General features: G+C 55.6%; 15 protein-coding genes. 9 read left to right on the top strand and 6 right to left on the bottom strand.

Annotation, left to right across the window (positions count from 1 at the left end; all coding sequences use genetic code 11):
• Nucleotide 1 precedes the first annotated feature (1 nt).
• Both argB and argC read right to left on the bottom strand, forming a co-directional pair.
• Nucleotides 2-778 (bottom strand): acetylglutamate kinase, encoded by a 777-nt coding sequence (argB, locus tag ACFX4U_RS21030; protein ID WP_349350724.1) that lies wholly within the window; start codon nt 776-778, stop codon nt 2-4.
• A gap of 13 nt (nt 779-791) precedes the next feature.
• The gene (argC, locus tag ACFX4U_RS21025; protein ID WP_313511231.1) at nt 792-1,796 is read right to left on the bottom strand and encodes an N-acetyl-gamma-glutamyl-phosphate reductase; all 1,005 of its coding nucleotides are present in this window, start codon (nt 1,794-1,796) and stop codon (nt 792-794) included.
• Nucleotides 1,797-1,965: 169 nt separating this feature from the next.
• Between argC and argE the strand changes: the two genes are divergently transcribed.
• The 5 genes from argE (at nt 1,966) to ACFX4U_RS21000 (ending at nt 8,976) form a co-directional block, all read left to right on the top strand.
• Nucleotides 1,966-3,117, top strand: a complete 1,152-nt coding sequence (gene argE / locus ACFX4U_RS21020; RefSeq protein WP_017459623.1) for an acetylornithine deacetylase — start codon at nt 1,966-1,968, stop codon at nt 3,115-3,117.
• Between the two features lie 263 nt (nt 3,118-3,380).
• Nucleotides 3,381-6,032, top strand: coding sequence for a phosphoenolpyruvate carboxylase (ppc, locus tag ACFX4U_RS21015; protein ID WP_200553156.1), 2,652 nt, complete (start codon nt 3,381-3,383; stop codon nt 6,030-6,032).
• A gap of 92 nt (nt 6,033-6,124) precedes the next feature.
• Nucleotides 6,125-6,985, top strand: coding sequence for an AraC family transcriptional regulator (locus ACFX4U_RS21010; RefSeq protein ID WP_305737473.1), 861 nt, complete (start codon nt 6,125-6,127; stop codon nt 6,983-6,985).
• Nucleotides 6,986-7,198: 213 nt separating this feature from the next.
• Entirely contained in the window at nt 7,199-7,861 is a 663-nt protein-coding gene (fsa, locus tag ACFX4U_RS21005; protein ID WP_305737671.1) for a fructose-6-phosphate aldolase, read from the top strand.
• 11 nt (nt 7,862-7,872) lie between these two features.
• Nucleotides 7,873-8,976 (top strand): glycerol dehydrogenase, encoded by a 1,104-nt coding sequence (locus ACFX4U_RS21000; RefSeq protein ID WP_017459627.1) that lies wholly within the window; start codon nt 7,873-7,875, stop codon nt 8,974-8,976.
• A gap of 214 nt (nt 8,977-9,190) precedes the next feature.
• Here ACFX4U_RS21000 and metF read toward each other — a convergent pair whose 3' ends face one another.
• The 3 genes from metF to metB all read right to left on the bottom strand — a co-directional run bounded on the left by metF (nt 9,191) and on the right by metB (nt 13,884).
• Nucleotides 9,191-10,081, bottom strand: coding sequence for a methylenetetrahydrofolate reductase (gene metF / locus ACFX4U_RS20995; protein ID WP_017459628.1), 891 nt, complete (start codon nt 10,079-10,081; stop codon nt 9,191-9,193).
• Between the two features lie 207 nt (nt 10,082-10,288).
• Nucleotides 10,289-12,721 carry a bifunctional aspartate kinase/homoserine dehydrogenase II gene (locus ACFX4U_RS20990; RefSeq protein ID WP_313510792.1) on the bottom strand — a complete coding sequence of 811 codons (2,433 nt, stop codon included), beginning with the start codon at nt 12,719-12,721 and terminating at the stop codon, nt 10,289-10,291.
• A 2-nt stretch (nt 12,722-12,723) separates the two neighbouring features.
• On the bottom strand, nt 12,724-13,884 hold the full coding sequence (gene metB, locus ACFX4U_RS20985; protein ID WP_305737476.1) for a cystathionine gamma-synthase: 1,161 nt from the start codon (nt 13,882-13,884) through the stop codon (nt 12,724-12,726).
• A 263-nt stretch (nt 13,885-14,147) separates the two neighbouring features.
• Here metB and metJ point away from each other — a divergent pair, with 263 nt between their 5' ends.
• Entirely contained in the window at nt 14,148-14,465 is a 318-nt protein-coding gene (metJ, locus tag ACFX4U_RS20980; protein WP_007369220.1) for a met regulon transcriptional regulator MetJ, read from the top strand.
• A 313-nt stretch (nt 14,466-14,778) separates the two neighbouring features.
• Here the strand turns inward: metJ and rpmE are convergent, their stop codons facing one another.
• Nucleotides 14,779-14,991 carry a 50S ribosomal protein L31 gene (gene rpmE, locus ACFX4U_RS20975; protein WP_007369223.1) on the bottom strand — a complete coding sequence of 71 codons (213 nt, stop codon included), beginning with the start codon at nt 14,989-14,991 and terminating at the stop codon, nt 14,779-14,781.
• Between the two features lie 207 nt (nt 14,992-15,198).
• Between rpmE and priA the strand changes: the two genes are divergently transcribed.
• The 3 genes from priA (at nt 15,199) to ftsN (ending at nt 19,658) form a co-directional block, all read left to right on the top strand.
• A complete protein-coding gene (priA, locus tag ACFX4U_RS20970) occupies nt 15,199-17,391 on the top strand; it encodes a primosomal protein N' (RefSeq protein WP_313508320.1) in 2,193 nt (730 codons plus the stop codon).
• Between the two features lie 124 nt (nt 17,392-17,515).
• Nucleotides 17,516-18,541 carry a DNA-binding transcriptional regulator CytR gene (gene cytR, locus ACFX4U_RS20965; RefSeq protein WP_017459634.1) on the top strand — a complete coding sequence of 342 codons (1,026 nt, stop codon included), beginning with the start codon at nt 17,516-17,518 and terminating at the stop codon, nt 18,539-18,541.
• Between the two features lie 94 nt (nt 18,542-18,635).
• The gene (gene ftsN / locus ACFX4U_RS20960) at nt 18,636-19,658 is read left to right on the top strand and encodes a cell division protein FtsN (protein WP_313508318.1); all 1,023 of its coding nucleotides are present in this window, start codon (nt 18,636-18,638) and stop codon (nt 19,656-19,658) included.
• Nucleotides 19,659-19,750 lie beyond the last annotated feature (92 nt).

Below are 19,750 nucleotides of genomic sequence, written 5' to 3'. Positions count from 1 at the left end.
ATTACGCCAGAATACGGGTGCCAATTGGCGTACCGTTAAACAGCGCGGGTAGCTGCTCGGCATGACGCCAGGAGGCGATATCCACCGGGCGACCCAGCGTGCGCGCCGCGTCCAGCGCCGCGTTTACTTTTACGATCATGCCATCGGTAATGATGCCCTGGGCAATCAGTTGCTCCGCTTTCGCCGCCGTCATCTCGGCAATACGCTGGCCTTTACCGTCCAGAATACCGCTTACATCAGACAGCAGGATCAGATCAGCACCCAACGTTGCAGCCAGCGCGGTTGCCGCCTGGTCGGCGTTGACGTTCATCAGTTCACCTTCATCGGTGACGCCAATAGAGCTGATCACCGGCAAGAAGCTGCCATCAAGCAATGCATTAATTAGCTTCGGCGAACCCGGTTGCGCCAGGCCCACATGCCCCAGATCTTCATCCAGTTGCGTCACTTTCACGCTGTCGCCATCGCCGAGGAACAGGCCGACAGAGGCGATATGGTGTTTCTTCGCCCACGCCAGCAGGGTTTTGTTGGCCGTACCGGCCAGCGCACCGGTGATGATGTCAATCTGATCCGCCGGAGTCACGCGCAGTCCATTTTTCTTCTTCACCGGCAGATTAAGCTGTTTCATCAGCTCATCCACCACGCAGCCGCCGCCGTGGACAATCACTAACGGGCGCTGATGAGATTCACGATAGTGCACCAGTGCCGTAAACAAACGCTCCAGCGCTTCCTCGCTATCCAGCAGTACGCCACCGAGCTTAATAATTAATGGGTTCATCATCACGCCTGTTCAATTAAATAAGTGACTGAGTTTCAGCATAGCCAAAACGAATATTCGCGCACTGTACTGCCTGCGCCGCCGCGCCTTTCAGCAGGTTATCTTCCGTAGCGACAACAATCAGGTGCTCATCCTGTACCGCAAAACCGATATCGCAGAACGGCAGGCCAACCACGTTTTTCAACGCCGGAACGCCTTTGTCATACAGACGCACCAGCGGTTTATCGCCATACGCTTGTTTGAACACATCCGCTATCTGCGCGTGGGTCACGCCCGGTTGCAAACGGCAGGTAATGGTTTCGAGGATCCCACGCGGGAAGCTCGCCAGGTGCGGGGTGAAAATCACACTCGCGCCAAGATGAGTGGCGATTTCCGGATGGTGGCGATGGTTGAAAACGCCGTAAGGTTGCAGGCTCACTTCGCAGAAACTATTAGAAAGCGCCGCTTTGCGCCCCGCGCCGCTTACGCCGCTGGTTGCGTTGATGACCGGCCACTGGTTCAGATCCAGCAGCCCGGCGTCGATCAGCGGTTTTAACGACAACTGCGCCGCCGTCGGGTAGCAACCCGGCACGGCAATTAATTGCGCTTCTTTCAGTTTGTCGTGGTTCCACTCCGCCAGCCCGTACACCGCCTGTGCCAGCAGATCGGCGTGCTGATGAGTGAAACCGTAGAATTTTTCATAAAACGCGGGATCGTTAACGCGGAACGCGCCAGAGAGATCGAATACCACACATCCCGCCGCCAGGCAGGTTGGTGCCAGATCGTGGCTCACTTCATGGGCGGTGGCGAGGAAGACAACATCCACGCCCTCGAGGAAATCGCCAATATCGGACATCGGCTGTAACGGGAGATCAACAATGCCTTTCAACTGCGGATGTAAATCAGAGATACATTTTCCTGCATCATTACTTTGCGCAGAAACCGTCAAAGCGGTTATGTTCATATGAGGATGGCGATTTACATAGGTCACTAGCTCTGCACCAGCATAACCGCTGGCACCCACAATTAATGTGTTCAACATTGGGGCGGTTTACCTTCTTACGTCATGTGTGCCAGGGAAAGACTCGGCATCAATCCCGCGTCGCTGAGCAAAGTCGCCGCATGGGTTCCTTTACGCTCAACACTAATGTATTTTTATTCACATTTAGTGCATGAATATTGATACTATCACGAACTCAGGTATGTCAACAATGAAAATGAATTTGCCACCATTTATCGAGATCTACCGCGCCCTGATAGCCACGCCGTCGATCAGCGCGACGGAAGAAGCGCTGGATCAGAGTAATGCGTCTTTAATCAATTTGCTGGCAGGATGGTTTGGCGACCTCGGTTTCACGGTTGAAGTGCAGCCGGTTCCCGGCACCCGCAATAAATTCAACATGCTCGCCAGTGCCGGAACCGGTGCGGGCGGCCTGTTGCTGACCGGCCACACCGACACGGTGCCGTTTGATGACGGGCGCTGGACGCGCGACCCGTTCACGCTGACCGAGCATGACAACAAGCTCTACGGTCTGGGCACTGCCGACATGAAAGGCTTTTTCGCCTTTATTCTTGATGCGCTGCGTGACGTCGATGTGACAAAACTGAGCAAGCCGCTGTATGTGCTCGCCACCGCCGATGAAGAGACCAGCATGGCCGGTGCGCGCTATTTCTCCGAGAACACGCAACTGCGCCCGGACTGCGCCATCATCGGCGAACCGACCTCTTTGCAGCCGGTACGTGCGCATAAAGGCCATATCTCCAATGCGATTCGCATTCTTGGTCAATCCGGCCACTCCAGCGATCCGGCGCGCGGCGTCAACGCCATCGAACTGATGCACGATGCCATCGGCCATATTCTGCAACTGCGCGACAGTCTGAAAGAACGCTATCACTATGATGCGTTCACCGTGCCCTATCCGACGCTGAACCTTGGGCATATTCACGGTGGTGATGCGGCAAACCGTATCTGCGCCTGTTGCGAACTGCATATGGATATTCGTCCGCTGCCGGGCATGACGCTTAACGATCTCAATGGGTTGTTAAACGATGCGTTGGAGCCGGTAAGTTCTCGCTGGCCGGGTCGTTTGACCATTTCCGAGCTGCATCCGCCGATTCCGGGATACGAATGCCCGCCGGATCATCAACTGGTAGAAGTGGTAGAAAAACTGCTCGGCGTTGAGACCGAAGTGGTGAACTACTGCACCGAAGCGCCTTTTATTCAGACGCTTTGCCCGACGCTGGTGCTGGGGCCTGGGTCTATCAACCAGGCACACCAGCCGGATGAATACCTGGAAACCCGCTTTATTAAACCCACGCGCGAACTTATCACCCAGGTTGTTCATCATTTCTGCTGGCACTGAAGTGATTTTCGCTTTTTTACCCCCCTCGTATGAGGGGGTTTTTATGTGCGAAAAAGCGTGACAATTGTCACGATCCCATAAGCAATACTTATTGGACACGATGCGAATTAAATTTCGTAAATTGCCGACATTTATTCGTTTGCTGAAGCGATTTCGCAACAATTGACGCGGTGGGTTTTACGTGGCTTTATAAAAGACGGTGTCTTATATCTGCTCAACGACAGGTATAACAAAATAAAATGAGATGGGGTGTCTGGGGTAACATGAACGAACAATATTCCGCTTTGCGTAGTAATGTCAGTATGCTCGGCAAACTGCTGGGAGATACCATCAAGGATGCTCTCGGCGAGAACATTCTCGACCGGGTAGAAACAATCCGTAAGCTGTCCAAATCTTCTCGCGCCGGGAATGAAGCCAGCCGTCAGGAACTGCTCACCACTTTGCAGAATCTGTCCAATGACGAGCTGCTGCCGGTAGCACGCGCGTTTAGCCAGTTCCTGAACCTTGCTAACACCGCTGAGCAATACCATAGCATTTCAGCGAAAGGCGAAGCGGCCAGCAACCCGGAAGTGATTGCCCAGACCATCAGAAAACTGAAAGACCAACCCAATCTCAACGAAGCCACGATTATCAACGCGATTGAATCACTGTCGCTGGAGCTGGTGCTGACAGCGCACCCGACCGAAATCACTCGCCGTACGCTGATCCACAAAATGGTGGAAGTGAACAACTGCTTAAAGCAGCTGGATAACAGCGATATCGCTGATTATGAACGCCACCAGCTGATGCGCCGCCTGCGCCAGTTGATTGCCCAGTCCTGGCATACCGATGAAATCCGCAGAAACCGCCCAAGCCCGGTAGACGAAGCCAAATGGGGCTTTGCGGTGGTGGAAAACAGCCTGTGGGAAGGCGTACCAAACTATCTGCGCGAGCTGAACGAACAGCTGGAAGAGAACCTCAATTACAAACTGCCGGTGGACTTTGTTCCGGTGCGTTTTACCTCGTGGATGGGCGGCGATCGTGACGGCAACCCGAACGTTACCGCCGATATCACCCGCCATGTCCTGCTGCTTAGCCGCTGGAAAGCAACCGATCTGTTCCTGAAAGATGTTCAGTTGCTAATTTCCGAGCTGTCGATGGTGGAGTGTACCGACGAGCTGCGCGAACTGGCGGGCGCAGAAGGCGCGCGCGAACCGTATCGCTACCTGATGAAGAAGCTGCGCGGCGATCTGATGGCCACCCAGGCCTGGCTGGAAGCGCGCCTGAAAGGCCAGAAATTACCGAAACCGGCCGGGCTGCTGACGCAAAACGAACAACTGTGGGAACCGCTCTACGCCTGTTATAAATCGTTGCAGGCCTGTGGTATGGGCATTATCGCCAACGGTGAACTGCTCGATACATTACGCCGCGTGAAGAGTTTCGGCGTGCCGCTGGTGCGTATTGACATTCGCCAGGAGAGCACCCGTCATACGGAAGCGCTGGGCGAATTAACGCGCTATTTGGGCATTGGCGACTACGAAAGCTGGTCGGAAGCAGATAAACAGGCATTCCTGATCCGTGAACTGAACTCTAAACGTCCGCTGCTGCCGCGGCAGTGGGAGCCAAGCGAAGAGACACGCGAAGTGCTGGACACCTGCCGGGTGATCGCCGAAGCGCCGCGCGGATCTATCGCCGCGTATGTGATCTCAATGGCGAAGACACCTTCAGACGTGCTGGCAGTTCACCTGCTGCTGAAAGAAGCCGGTATCGGTTTCGCGCTGCCGGTCGCGCCGCTGTTTGAAACCCTTGATGACCTGAATAACGCCGACGACGTGATGACCCAGTTGCTGAATATTGACTGGTATCGCGGCTTTATCCAGGGCAAACAGATGGTGATGATTGGCTACTCCGACTCGGCGAAAGACGCGGGCGTGATGGCCGCTTCATGGGCGCAATATCAGGCGCAGGATGCGTTAATCAAAACCTGCGAGAAAGCCGGTATTGAGCTGACACTGTTCCACGGTCGCGGCGGCTCTATTGGCCGTGGCGGCGCACCGGCTCACGCCGCGCTGCTCTCGCAACCGCCAGGCAGCCTGAAAGGCGGCTTACGCGTTACCGAACAGGGCGAAATGATTCGCTTCAAATACGGTCTGCCGGAAGTCACCATCAGCAGCCTGTCGCTCTATACCAGCGCCATCATGGAAGCCAACCTGCTGCCGCCGCCGGAGCCGAAAACCGAATGGCGCCATATTATGGATGAGCTGTCGGATATCTCCTGCGATATGTACCGTGGCTATGTGCGTGAAAACAAAGATTTCGTACCGTATTTCCGTTCCGCCACGCCGGAGCAGGAACTGGGCAAACTGCCGCTGGGTTCTCGCCCGGCGAAACGTCGCCCGACCGGCGGTGTTGAATCGCTGCGCGCAATCCCGTGGATCTTCGCCTGGACGCAAAACCGCCTGATGCTGCCAGCCTGGCTGGGCGCGGGTGCGGCATTGCAGAAAGTGGTGGAAGACGGCAAACAGAGCGAGCTGGAAGCCATGTGCCGCGACTGGCCGTTCTTCTCCACCCGTCTTGGCATGCTGGAAATGGTGTTCTCGAAAGCCGACCTGTGGCTGGCAGAATATTACGATCAGCGGCTGGTGAAACCCGAACTGTGGGCGCTGGGTAGCGAACTGCGCAAACTGCTGGAAGCGGATATCAACGTGGTGCTGGCAATCGCCAACGATTCGCACTTAATGGCCGATCTGCCGTGGATCGCCGAATCTATCCAGCTGCGTAATATCTATACCGACCCGCTGAACGTGTTGCAGGCCGAGCTGCTGCACCGCTCGCGCCTTGCGGAAGAGGAAGGCAAAGAGCCGGATCATCGCGTTGAGCAAGCGCTGATGGTCACGATCGCCGGGGTGGCGGCGGGAATGCGTAATACCGGCTAATTTCGCTGTTATCGCAAAAGGCCACACGGGTTGTGGCCTTTTTTGATCCTGCCAGTTAAGGTTGTCCCTTCGCCAGCAACCAAAGGGACACCATGAGTCTCGATGTCAGCCATCTTATCTCGCGCCTGATAAACGGCCCGGCTCCGCTACGGCAGATATGCTTTGCGGGCGTGACCGGAACCGCGCCTGCGCAGGCCTGTCAGGTGGATTTTCCACGCCTGGAGATTGTGCTGGAAGGAACGGTGACCGATACGGGTATCAATGGCGAAACCGCGCGGATGTCACAGCACGACGTGCTGTATGTTCCCGCAGGCAGCTGGAATCACCCACAATGGCAGCTCCCGGCCACCACCTTGAGCGTGCTGTTTGGCAAGCAACAACTCAGTTTTAACGTCACGCAGTGGGATGGCGCCATGCTGCAAAACCTGGCGAAACAGCATGTTGCGCGTCGCGGCCCGCGCGTCGGCTCCTTCCTGCTACAAACCCTGCATGAAATGCAGATGCAGCCGCACGAACAACAAACCGCACGTCTGATTGTCACCAGCCTGCTCAGCCATTGTCATGACTTACTCGGTAGCCAGATCCAAACAGCTTCGCGCAGCCAGGCGCTGTTCGAAGCCGTTCGCGACTATATCGACGAAAATTACGCTTTACCGCTCACCCGCGAATCGGTAGCGCAGGCGTTTTATATCTCACCCAATTACCTGTCACACCTGTTTCAAAAAACCGGTTCTGTCGGCTTCAACGAATATCTGACGCATACCCGGCTGGAGCACGCTAAAACGCTGCTCAAAGGATACGATTTAAAAGTCAAAGAAGTGGCGCACAGCTGCGGGTTTGTTGACAGCAATTACTTCTGCCGCCTGTTTCGAAAAAACACAGAACGCTCCCCCTCGGAATACCGCCAGCAGTATCACAGCCATCTCAGCGAAAAGCCCCCGCTGGACGAATAACGCCACCACTGGATTTTTGTACGTTAAAAATGCCACGTTTGTTTTAACAGCGCTCCACAAGACCTCTTTTCATCAGCTTTCAAGCAACTTGTGAACCAGATCGCACTTTGCTCTCTCGATCACATTTGTCCAGTGTTTGGCAGATTTGTTATATGGCAGTCACGCAACCCGCGCTCTTATGCTGTGTGCAGAAACGCTATATGAGGAAGCATGATGGAACTGTATCTGGACACCGCAAACGTAGCGGAAGTGGAGCGCCTGGCGCGCATTTACCCGCTGGCGGGTGTAACCACCAATCCGAGCATTATCGCCGCCGGTAAAGACGCCCTGTGGGATGTATTGCCCCGCCTGCAACGCGTTATTGGCCCACAAGGAACGCTGTTTGCCCAGGTGATGAGCCGCGAAGCAGTTGGCATGGTGGCGGAGGCCAAACGCCTCAATAACGCCGTGCCGGATATCGTGGTCAAAATTCCGGTCACTGCTGAAGGCCTGGCCGCCATCAAACAACTGAAAAAAGAGGGTATTGTCACGCTGGGTACGGCAGTTTACAGCGCCGCGCAGGGGCTGCTTGCCGCGCTGGCCGGTGCCAAATATGTCGCCCCGTATGTTAACCGCGTCGATGCACAGGGCGGAGATGGGATCCGCATGGTGCAGGAGCTGCAAACTCTGCTGAAACTCCATGCGCCAGAGAGCAAAGTGCTGGCCGCGAGTTTTAAAACGCCGCGCCAGGCACTGGAGTGTTTGTTGGTCGGATGCGAAGCGATCACGCTCCCATTAGATGTAGCGCAACAAATGCTCAATACGCCCGCAGTAGAGTCAGCCATTGAGAAGTTTGAACAGGACTGGAAAACAGCTTTTGGCAACCTCAACCTGTAAGGAGGCAGTATATGGACCGCATCATCCAGTCGCCGGGCAAGTATATCCAGGGTGCAGACGTTATCACCCGCCTCGGTGACTATCTCAAACCGCTCGCCGATCGCTGGCTGGTGGTCGGTGACAAATTTGTTCTCGGTTTTGCGCAGGAAACGCTGCAAAAAAGCCTGGTAGATGCCGGGCTGGCCTGCGAAATTGCGCCGTTCGGCGGCGAATGTTCACAAAACGAAATTGACCGCCTGCGCGGTGTGGCAGAAAGCGCCCGCTGTGGCGCGGTGCTCGGCATCGGCGGTGGCAAAACGCTGGATACTGCCAAAGCACTGGCGCATTTCATGCACGTACCGGTAGCCATTGCCCCTACTATCGCATCGACCGATGCGCCCTGTAGCGCGCTGTCGGTTATCTACACCGACAGTGGCGAATTTGATCGCTACCTGCTGCTGCCCAACAACCCGGATCGGGTGATTGTCGACACCAAAATTGTCGCCGGAGCCCCTGCGCGTTTGCTGGCGGCTGGGATTGGCGATGCGCTCTCTACCTGGTTTGAAGCGCGAGCTTGTTCACGCAGCGGCGCAAAAACCATGGCGGGCGGTCAGTGTACACAATCCGCCCTCGCGCTGGCGGAGCTGTGTTACAACACGCTGCTTGAAGAGGGTGAAAAAGCGATGTTTGCCGCCGAACAGCATGTGGTGACGCCTGCGCTGGAGCGCGTAGTGGAAGCCAATACTTACCTGAGCGGCGTCGGTTTTGAGAGTGGTGGTCTGGCGGCAGCACACGCTATTCATAACGGCATCACGGCAATTCCGGAAGCGCATCATTACTACCACGGCGAAAAAGTAGCATTTGGCACCTTAACCCAGTTGGTGCTGGAAAACGCGCCGCTGGAAGAGATCGAAACCGTCGCAGCGCTGTGCCATACCGTCGGCTTACCGATTACGCTGGCGCAACTGGGCATCAAAACGGATATTCCGGCGAAAATGCGCATCGTGGCGCAAGCCGCCTGCGCGCAAGGGGAAACCATTCATAATATGCCGGGCGGTGCGACACCGGATCAGGTCTATGCCGCGCTACTGGTCGCCGATCAGTATGGGCAGCGTTTTCTTGAAGAGTGGGAATAGCATACAGATTTAGCGAGGGCGGTATGGGTTGCGCTCTCACGGGGGTACCAAACCCCTTAAAAAGAGCCTCTGCAAACCCTGTGAGATATGAATCCAAAACAATGCAGCGCTATAATCGGTTGATGACCACGCGCACAGGGCGTGGTTTTCAGTGAGCCATAAAAAAGCCGGATCGCAATCCGGCTTTTCTTTGATTTTGCCACTGACTGGATTTTTACACTGCCGGGCGAACGCCCAGCGTGTGGCAAATGGCGTAACTCATTTCGGCGCGGTTCAGCGTATAGAAGTGGAAATCTTTCACCCCTTCGCGGCTTAAAATTTTCACCATATCCATGGCGATATTCGCCCCCACCAGCTTGCGGGTTTCCGCGTCGTCATCCAGACCGTCGAACATCTGCGACATCCACGCCGGAATACGCACATTGGTCATATCAGCGAATTTTTTCGCCTGCTTAAAGTTGGAGACCGGCAGGATGCCCGGCACGATCTCAACATCAATACCGGTTGCCGCGCAGCGATCGCGAAAGCGCAGGTAGCTTTCCACATCGAAGAAGAACTGGGTAATCGCGCGGCTCGCGCCCGCATCCACTTTGCGTTTCAGGTTCAGCAGATCGGCCTGTGCGCTTTTCGCTTCCGGGTGAACTTCCGGGTAAGCGGCGACGGAGATATCAAAATCCGCGACCTCTTTTAACAACGTCACCAGATCGGCAGCGTACATATCCGGCTTACCGCCGCCCGGGGGTAAATCACCCCGCAGTGCCACAATGTGGCGGATGCCGTTGTTCCAGTAATCCTGCGCGATAGTGCGCAACTCGTCACGTGTGGCATCGATACAGGTCAAATGCGGTACCGCTTCCAGCCCGGTGCGATCTTTGATGCCTTTAATGATGCTGTGTGTGCGATCGCGCTCGCCCGAATTTGCACCGTAAGTTACCGAAACAAATTTCGGCTTCAGGCTGCTTAAACGATCGATGGAGTGCCATAAGGTCTGTTCCATTTCACTGGTGCGCGGCGGGAAAAATTCAAAGGAAACATTAATCTGGCCGTGAACTTCCGCCAGGCTCTGATTCAGGGCTTCCCGCTGGTTGGCGTGAAAAAAGCTCATACCTTACCTCATCAATCGCATGTCATTGTCTGTTGTTTTGTGAACTTCTATACGTTTAGACGTCCAGATGTAAAAATGACGGAAAACGATCGGGGCGTCAACAGGAAAATCACTATTCTGTGTGAGGAATGTTCAGCGAAGATGAAAAAAGTTCATGATGCCGCAAAGCATCCTCTCCCGGTTCAGGGAGAGGATAAAAGAAAGGAACTACAGTAACTGTGCGAGGCGATTGATATCCGACTGAATAGCGCCAGCGGTCACATCGCGCCCCGCGCCCGGCCCGCGGATCACCAGCGGATTATCACGGTACCAGCGGCTTTCAATGGCGAAGACGTTATCCCCCGGCAAAACCGCCGCCAGCGGGTGTTCCGGGCGAACGGCCTCAACACCGACGCGCGCTTTACCGTTAGCATCAAAACGCGCCACATAACGCAGCACCAGCCCCATTTCGCGGGCGGCTTCCAGGCGCTGCACCATCTGTTCATTCAGCTCATCGCCGTTTTCAAAGAAGTGATCGACCGATCCCTCTTCGCAACCCGCAGGCACTAAAGACTCTACGCGCACCTGGTCTGGTTCGATGTCGTAACCTGCCTCGCGGGCGAGGATCACCAGTTTGCGCATCACATCTTTGCCGGAAAGGTCAACGCGCGGATCCGGCTCGGTCAACCCTTGCTGCCAGGCCTGATCCACTAAATCGGTAAACGGTACGGTGCCGTCGAATTGCAGGAACAGCCAGGAGAGCGTACCGGAGAAAATCCCGCTGATCGCCAGAATCGCATCGCCGCTTTCACGCAAGTCGCGCACGGTATGATTCACCGGCAGACCGGCGCCAACCGTCGCGTTATACAGCCAACGGCGACCGGTTTTTTCAAACGCATCGTGGATCTGACGATAGGTGTCGGTTGTGCTGGCCCCGGCCAGTTTGTTGGCGCTGATCACATGGAAGCCATGGCTGGCGAAATCCAGATACTGCTCCGCCAGCTGTGTGCTTGCGGTGACATCCAGCACAACCAGATCGTCGTACGGATGGGCGCGCATCCACAAAAATAGCGACTCCTCATCCTGTTCCACCGCTTCATCATTAAAGAACGCCAGCGCGCGGCTGGCATCCAGCCCGTCATAACTTAGCAAGCTACGGCGGCTATCGACCACGCCCGCCAGTACAAACTCAAAGCCGGTACGCGCCGACAACGCGCTCTGCTCGCGCGAAAACAACTCCAGCCAGCGGGAACCGATATTGCCTTTGCCAAACAGCACCAGACCAATACGTTTTTCTGCGCGGAACAGCGACTGATGCAGACCCTGAATCAGGCTTTCCGTCGGGCCAACGCGCAGCACGGCGACCAGGCTAATGCCTTCGTCAGATTGCCAGATAAATTCCACCGGCTGGCCTTTCAGTTGCTGCCAGAAACGGTGGCTGTGCAACGGATTACGACAAACACCCGCCCCCACCATCGCCACTAACGCCAGACCCTGACGCAGACGCAATTCACCCGGTAAACCGGCTTCATCAAGCAGTTTAAAGACGCTATCGACAACTTCTGAGGTGTAGCAAAGCTGCAATAAGTTGCGGTCCGCATGTGCGCCAACCGCCAGCGGGCGTACCTGCGCACGTTTAAGGATCAGGTCAATCTCTTTGTGCGCCAGTTTGAAGTCCTGCCCGGATGGCACCAGGAACTCAATCAGGCAAACGTCATCATGGCTGGTGACAATCCGCGCCCCGGTACCGGAAGCCAGCACGCGTTCAATGCGTGTTGACCCCTGTTCCGGGTTATAACTACAGCGCAATTGCAGATCGATATTGCTGCCGGAAACCGGTTGTAGCGTGCGCGCATGCAGCACCGGTGCCGCCAGACGCGCCAGCTCGCTGGCTTCATCAAGGCGTAGCAGCGGTAACAGGCAGGCATCTTTCACTTTACGCGGGTCCGCGCTGTAAACACCGGCCACGTCGCTCCAGATGGTTACGCGACTGACATCGCCCAGTGCGCCAATTTGCGTAGCCGAGTAGTCCGAACCGTTACGCCCCAACAGTACGGTTTCGCCGGCTTCGTTGCGGCTGATAAAGCCGGTCACGACAATACGTTTGCCCGGATACTGCGCCAGCTGTTGTTGCAGCAGCGGATAAGACGCACCTTCATTCACCTGCGGCTGTGCCGCGCGTTCAGCGCGCAGGAAATCGCGGGCATCCAGCCAGGCGGCATCCAGACCTTGCTGGTTCAGCACGGCGGCCATTAAACGCGCCGACCAGATTTCACCATGGCCAACCACTTCGGCGTAAACCGCGTCGGTGATGCCGCCATCCAGCAGCACCGCCAGGTGTTCAAGATCGTGGATAAACTCGCTGGTCAGACCGTCGGCGATCGCAGCGGGTAACAGCCCGCTGATTAAATCACTCTGGTAACGACGCAGCGATTGTTGAACCTGATGCGCAGAAAGCCTGTCCGTCTGGCTCAATTTCAGCCAGTTGATCAGCTGGTTGGTGGTACTGCCCGCGGCCGAGACAACCATCATGTCGCCCGGTTGTGAATACTCCGCCATGATCCCTGCGACGCGCAGGTAACATTTCACATCCGCCAGACTACTCCCACCAAATTTGTGCAGCTGACGAGCCTTCGTCCCTGCCTGCGCAATCACACTCATGTTTACCCCTCAGCTGCGACCCGGAAGCCATTTTCCAGATCGGCAATTAGATCTTCACTGTCTTCAATACCGGTTGAGATACGCAATAGCGTCTCAGAAATTCCCGCTGCGGCGCGCGCTTCCGGCGCCATGCCTGCGTGGGTCATTGTCGCGGCGTGGGAGATTAAACTTTCAACCCCGCCTAATGATTCCGCCAGCGTAAACAACGATAGACCACTTAAGAAACGACGCAGCGTTTGTTCGTCGCCATCCAGCTCAAAACTTAACATCGCGCCAAAGCCTTTTTGTTGACGCGCAGCAATCTCGTGCCCCTGATTATCCGGCAGAGACGGGTGGTACAGTTTTTTCACCAACGGCTGTTTTTGCAGGAAATCGACAATCGCCTGAGCATTACGTTGCGCCACTTCCATGCGCGGCGACAACGTACGCAGACCGCGCAACAGCAGGTAGCTGTCGAAGGCACTGCCGGTGACGCCAATATTATTCGCCCACCATGCCAGTTCGGTGACAGTCGCCTCATCTTTCGCGATTACCACGCCCGCCACCACATCGGAATGACCGTTGAGATATTTGGTGCAGGAGTGCAGCACCAAATCCGCGCCCAGCGCCAGCGGGTTTTGCAAGGCCGGGCTCAGGAATGTGTTATCCACCACGCTGATTGCGCCAGCTTCACGCGCAAGCTGGCAGATTTTCGCGATATCCACAACGCGCAACAACGGGTTGCTTGGGCTTTCGACCAGCACCAGCTTCGGTTGTTCCGCCAGCGCCGCTTTCAATGCTTGTTCATCGCCCTGATCAACAAATTTCACCCGGTAGCAACCGCGTTTCGCCAGGCTATCGAACAGGCGATAGCTGCCGCCATAGCAGTCGTGCGGCGCAACCAGCAGATCGCCTGGTTTGAGAAAGACGGTCGTCACCAGGTGAATCGCCGACATGCCGGTATTGGTCATTACCGCACCCGCGCCACCTTCCAGTTCCGCCAGCGCACGCTGAACCACATCACGCGTTGGGTTGCCGCGACGCGAATAGTCATGCGCACGAGGTTCGTTAAAGCCGGTGAAATTATAAGTACTGGAGAGATGAATCGGCGGGACAACGCAACCGTACTGCTCGTCATCGTTCAATCCGCTACGCACTGCGATGGTGGCCTGTTTACGCGTCATGGTGAAGGCTTCCTGGCTTAATGGATGAAAAGTCTCACGACAGAGTAAACATTGCGACAATAGACGTCAATACATCTGGACATCTAAACTTCTTTGCGTATAGATTGAGCAAAAGTACAATAGCCGTTAAAATTATTCGCTTTAGTACCGGTAGCTGAGCGATACACCGTGTCACCATGTTGACTCTACGGTAAACTACGCGGAATTACGGCCCGGCGGTGCCCGGCTTTTAGACTAATGACTGAGAGGATTAAAGGTATCTCATGGCTGAATGGAGCGGCGAATATATCAGCCCATACGCTGAGCACGGCAAGAAGAGTGAGCAAGTAAAAAAAATTACGGTTTCCATTCCTCTTAAGGTGTTAAAAATCCTCACCGATGAACGTACCCGTCGTCAGGTGAACAACTTGCGTCACGCCACCAACAGCGAGCTGTTGTGTGAAGCGTTTTTGCATGCGTTTACCGGTCAACCCCTGCCGAACGATGAAGACCTGCGAAAAGAGCGCAGCGACGAAATCCCGGAAGAGGCAAAAGTGATTATGCGTGAACTGGGGATCGACCCGGATACGTGGGAATACTGATCGCAACAAAAAAGGGCGGAAGATATCTTCCGCCCTTTTTGTTTCAATTTGTTTATCTTATCGGCTCACTCAGAAGCGCGTAACTTCCGGATGCACTTCCGCCAGTGAGAGCAGGTAAGACATAAATACGTTTTTCACAGCCGTCAGCAAATCGCTCATTTTTTTCGCTCGGGTCACAGGAGTGTATGGCGAAAAGGATATGCTCGTTTTTTAAGCAGGGCAATATTTTTGTGATGCCAATCACAAAAAATCATCGCTTCGGCAAACCTCAGAGACAAAAAAAGCGCCTTTCGGCGCTTTTTTCTTTGGCAACTTATTTGCTGCCCGGGATGCTGAAGCGTTTGTTGAAACGCTCAACACGACCACCGGTATCAACAACACGTTGTTTACCAGTAAAGAACGGGTGGCATTTGCCGCACACGTCCAGGTTCAGGTCGTGACCCACAGTGGAGTGGGTTTTGATTACGTTACCGCAAGAACAGGTTGCAGTAATCGCTACATAATTCGGGTGAATACCTTTTTTCATGGGAAACCTCAGTTTAAGGCCGCGTCGCTCTTCCAGCCCTAACGCCAGACACCACGCGAGTTAATATGTAAGTGTATCTTTGGCACGTTTAAAACGCATCAAAGGCGGCGAATCATACAGAAATTAGCCAGCACATGCAAACTGATCCGCTCGCCCGTAGCAACAATGTGTATACTATCCCGCCAGTTTTCAAGTCAGGATGATGAGATGCCCGTCGCCCGCGTTGCGCTATCTGTACCTTTGCCCCGCACGTTCGATTACCTGCTGCCGGATGAGATGTCCGCGCGCGCGGGTTGTCGCGTGCGCGTGCCGTTTGGTAACCAGCATCGCGTCGGCATTGTGATGGCGGTTGGCGAAGAAAGTGAGTTGCCGCTGGCCGATCTCAAAAGCGTGGAAGAGGTGCTCGACAGCGAACCGGTTTTTTCCCCGGCGGTCTGGCGGTTGCTACTTTGGGCGGCGGATTATTATCACCATCCGATCGGTGATGTATTGTTCAACGCCCTTCCCGTTCTGCTGCGCCAGACTAAGCCCGCCAGCGCGGAGTTTCAGGGCTACTGGTTTGCGACCGAGCAGGGCCAGGCAATGGACATCAACCGCGTCAAATCAGCCAAACAACAACAGGCGCTCTCGGCGCTGCGGAAAGGCAAAATCTGGCAGCATCAACTGGCAGCGCTGGATCTGAAAAGCGTTACCCTGCAAGCGCTGCGCGCCAAAGGGCTGGCGGAGATGAACAGCGAAACGCCAGCCTTTAGCGACTGGCGCACAACATTTTCCGTGAGCGGCGACCGGCTGCGCCTGAACACAGAACAAGCCACCGCGGTTGGCGCTATTCACAGCGCCGCCGATCGCTTTTCCGCCTGGTTGCTGGCAGGCGTCACGGGTTCCGGTAAAACAGAAGTCTATTTAAGCGTGCTGGAAAACGTGCTGGCGCAGGGGAAACAGGCGCTGGTGATGGTGCCGGAGATTGGTCTGACACCACAAACTATTGCCCGTTTTCGTGAGCGCTTTAACGCGCCAGTTGAAGTGCTGCACTCCGGTCTGAACGACAGCGAACGCCTGATAACATGGCAAAAAGCAAAGAGCGGTGAAGCGGCGATTGTGATCGGCACGCGCTCATCGCTGTTTACCCCGTTTAAGAACCTTGGCGTGATCGTCATCGACGAAGAGCATGACAGCTCCTATAAACAGCAGGAAGGCTGGCGTTATCACGCCCGCGATCTGGCGGTTTACCGCGCCCACAGCGAACAGATCCCGATTATTCTTGGCTCAGCAACGCCCGCGCTGGAAACCCTGCACAACGTGCGGTCGCGCAAATACCATCTGCTGCGCCTGACTCGCCGCGCAGGCCACGCGCGCCCGGCGATGCAGCATGTGCTGGATCTGAAAGGCCAGCCGTTACAGGCTGGTCTGGCTCCGGCGCTGATCAACCGTATGCGCCAGCATCTGCAGGCGGGGAATCAGGTTATTTTGTTCCTTAACCGCCGCGGTTTTTCTCCTGCATTGCTGTGTCATGACTGCGGCTGGATAGCAGAATGCCCACGCTGCGATCACTATTACACTTTCCACCAGGCGCAGCAGCATTTGCGCTGCCACCACTGCGACAGCCAGCGCCCGGTGCCGCGTCAGTGTCCGTCCTGCGGTTCTACACATTTATTACCTGTTGGCCTTGGCACTGAACAGCTGGAACACGCGTTAACGCCGATGTTTCCCGGTGTACCGCTATCACGCATTGACCGCGATACCACCAGCCGCAAAGGCGCGCTGGAGCAGCATCTTGCCGAAGTACATCGCGGCGGCGCGCGCATTCTGATTGGCACGCAAATGCTGGCAAAAGGCCACCACTTCCCGGATGTTACGCTGGTTGCGCTGCTGGATGTCGACGGCGCATTATTTTCGGCAGATTTCCGCGCTGCCGAGCGTTTCGCCCAGCTTTATACCCAGGTTTCTGGTCGTGCCGGTCGTGCGGGAAAACAGGGCGAAGTGGTACTGCAAACGCACCACCCGGAACATCCGCTTCTGCAAACGCTGCTGCATAAAGGCTATGACACCTTCGCGGAACAGGCGCTGGCGGAGCGGCAAACCATGCAATTGCCGCCGTGGACCAGTCATGTGCTGATCCGCGCTGAAGATCAGAACAACCAGCACGCACCGCTGTTTCTGCAACAGCTTAAAAATCTGCTGCAAGCCAGCCCACTGGCGGACAACCAGCTATGGGTTCTGGGCCCGGTTCCTGCGCTGGCGGCCAAACGCGCCGGTCGTTACCGCTGGCAGTTACTGCTACAACACCCTTCCCGTATTCGCCTGCAGCATATCGTCACCGGCGCGCTGGCCCTGATTAACACCCTGCCGGACGCACGGCGGGTGAAATGGGTGCTGGATGTAGACCCGATTGAAAGTTAAGGCTGCGAGCCGACATATAAAATTCAACTTTCATCACACTTTTCATGAAAATTCTGTAACCGGTGCGCTTAACTATCTGATAAAAATGTGACAACGCCTGCGCCGTGCATGCGAGGAGAACAAGGTGAAACCCAAAAATCAGGTTGCGGCAGCGACCATGAAAGATGTTGCCATGAAAGCAAAGGTTTCGACGGCAACTGTGTCACGTGCATTAATGAACCCGGAAAAAGTGTCGCAGGCTACCCGCAACCGGGTGGAACAAGCGGCAATGGAAGTGGGTTATTTGCCTCAGTCGATGGGACGCAACGTCAAACGCAATGAATCACGCACACTGCTGGTGATTGTGCCGGATATTTGCGATCCCTTTTTCAGCGAGATTATTCGCGGTATTGAAGTGACCGCTGCAGAACACGGCTATCTGGTGCTGATTGGCGACTGCGCCCACCAAAATCAGCAAGAAAAAACCTTTATCGACCTGATTATTACCAAACAAATCGACGGCATGCTGCTACTCGGCTCACGTTTGCCGTTTGACGCCAGCATCGAAGAGCAACGCAATTTACCGCCTATGGTGATGGCCAATGAATTCGCACCGGAGCTGGAACTGCCGACGGTGCATATCGATAACCTGACCGCCGCCTTTAATGCCGTCAATTATTTGCAGGAACAGGGCCACCAGCGAATCGGCTGTATTGCCGGGCCGGAAGAGATGCCGCTGTGCCATTACCGCTTGCAGGGCTATGTTCAGGCGTTGCGCCGCTCTGGCGTGACCGTTGATCCGCATTACATCACGCGCGGCGATTTCACTTTCGAGGCGGGCGCACGGGCGTTGGATCAATTGTTGATGCTACCGAAGCCTCCCACTGCCGTGTTCTGCCATAGCGATGTGATGGCGCTCGGTGCGCTGTCGCAAGCTAAACGCCGGGGTTTGAAAGTACCGGACGACTTATCGATCATCGGCTTTGATAACATTTCACTGGCTGAATTTTGCGACCCGCCGCTGACCACCGTTTCGCAACCGCGTTATCAGATTGGTCGCGAAGCCATGTTATTGCTGCTGGAGCAGTTGCAGGGGCATAACGTAAGTAGCGGTTCGCGCTTGCTGGAGTGTGAATTAATCCTGCGCGGCAGCACCCGGGCGCTGAAGTAAAGGCGCGGGCTTTCAGACGCCCTCTTCTGGTCAAAACCCCGTCGCTTAAGTAACATGGCGGGCTGATAAACGAAATAAATACAGCGAAACGATAGTGGCACAACGAGATTATGTACGCCGCAGCCAGTCGGCTCCTGCGCGGCGAAAGACGAGTAACTCAAGGAAAAAACAGCGCAGCAAGTCTGCGGTCTCTCCAGCTATGGTCGCCATTGCGGCCGCTGTGCTGGTCGCCTTTATCGGTGGTTTGTACTTTATTACGCACCACAAAAAAGAAGAATCCGAGTCACTGCAAAACCAGAAAATGACCGGCAACGGTCTGCCGCCGAAACCGGAAGAGCGCTGGCGCTATATTAAAGAACTGGAAAGCCGCCAGCCTGGCGTACGCGCGCCAACCGAGCCGACAGCCGGTGGTGAAGTGCAAAAACCGGAGCAGTTGACCGATGAGCAGCGCCAGTTGTTAGCGCAGATGCAGGCCGACATGCGCCAGCAGCCGACGCAGCTCAACGAAGTGCCGTGGAACGAACAGACGCCGGAGCAGCGCCAGCAGACACTGCAGCGCCAGCGCCAGGCGCAGCAGCAAGTGCAGATGCAACAGCAGCAGCAGTGGACGCAGTCACAGCCGGTACAGGCCCAGCAGCCACGCACGCAACCGCGCGTGACGGAGCAGCCGATGCAGCAGCAGGCGCGTACTACGCAGACCACGCCACCGCCGCGCCAGACACAAACCACGACGCAGCAAAAACCGGCAACCACCTCGCAACCGTATCAGGATCTGCTGCAAACGCCGCCGCATACCGCTGCAACGCCGCCGAAAACGCAACAAGCCGCGCCGGTAACGCGTGAAGTGGAAACGCCGAAGGCACCACCGCAAACGGCTGAGAAGAAAGACGATCGCCGCTGGCTTATCCAGTGCGGTTCGTTTAAAGGCCAGGATCAGGCTGAAACGGTACGTGCACAGCTGGCATTTGAAGGTTTCGACTCGCGTATTACCAGCAACAACGGCTGGAATCGCGTGGTGATGGGCCCGGTAAAAGGTAAAGAGAGCGCCGATGCCACCATCAGCCGCCTGAAAATGGCCGGTCACGCAAACTGCATCCGTCTTGCCGCCGGGGGTTGAAACCCCTAAAACACCCCCCATTTATAATTGCATTCTGCCCCGTACACCGTGCGGGGCGCTGTATTGTGCATTTGTAACCAAGGGGTCTGCTC

Origin of the sequence: Kosakonia sp. YIM B13588 (genome assembly GCF_042788165.1) — a bacterium.
In the GTDB taxonomy this organism is placed as follows: Bacteria; Pseudomonadota; Gammaproteobacteria; order Enterobacterales; family Enterobacteriaceae; genus Kosakonia; species Kosakonia sacchari.
This window is presented reverse-complemented; position numbering and strand designations above follow the sequence as displayed.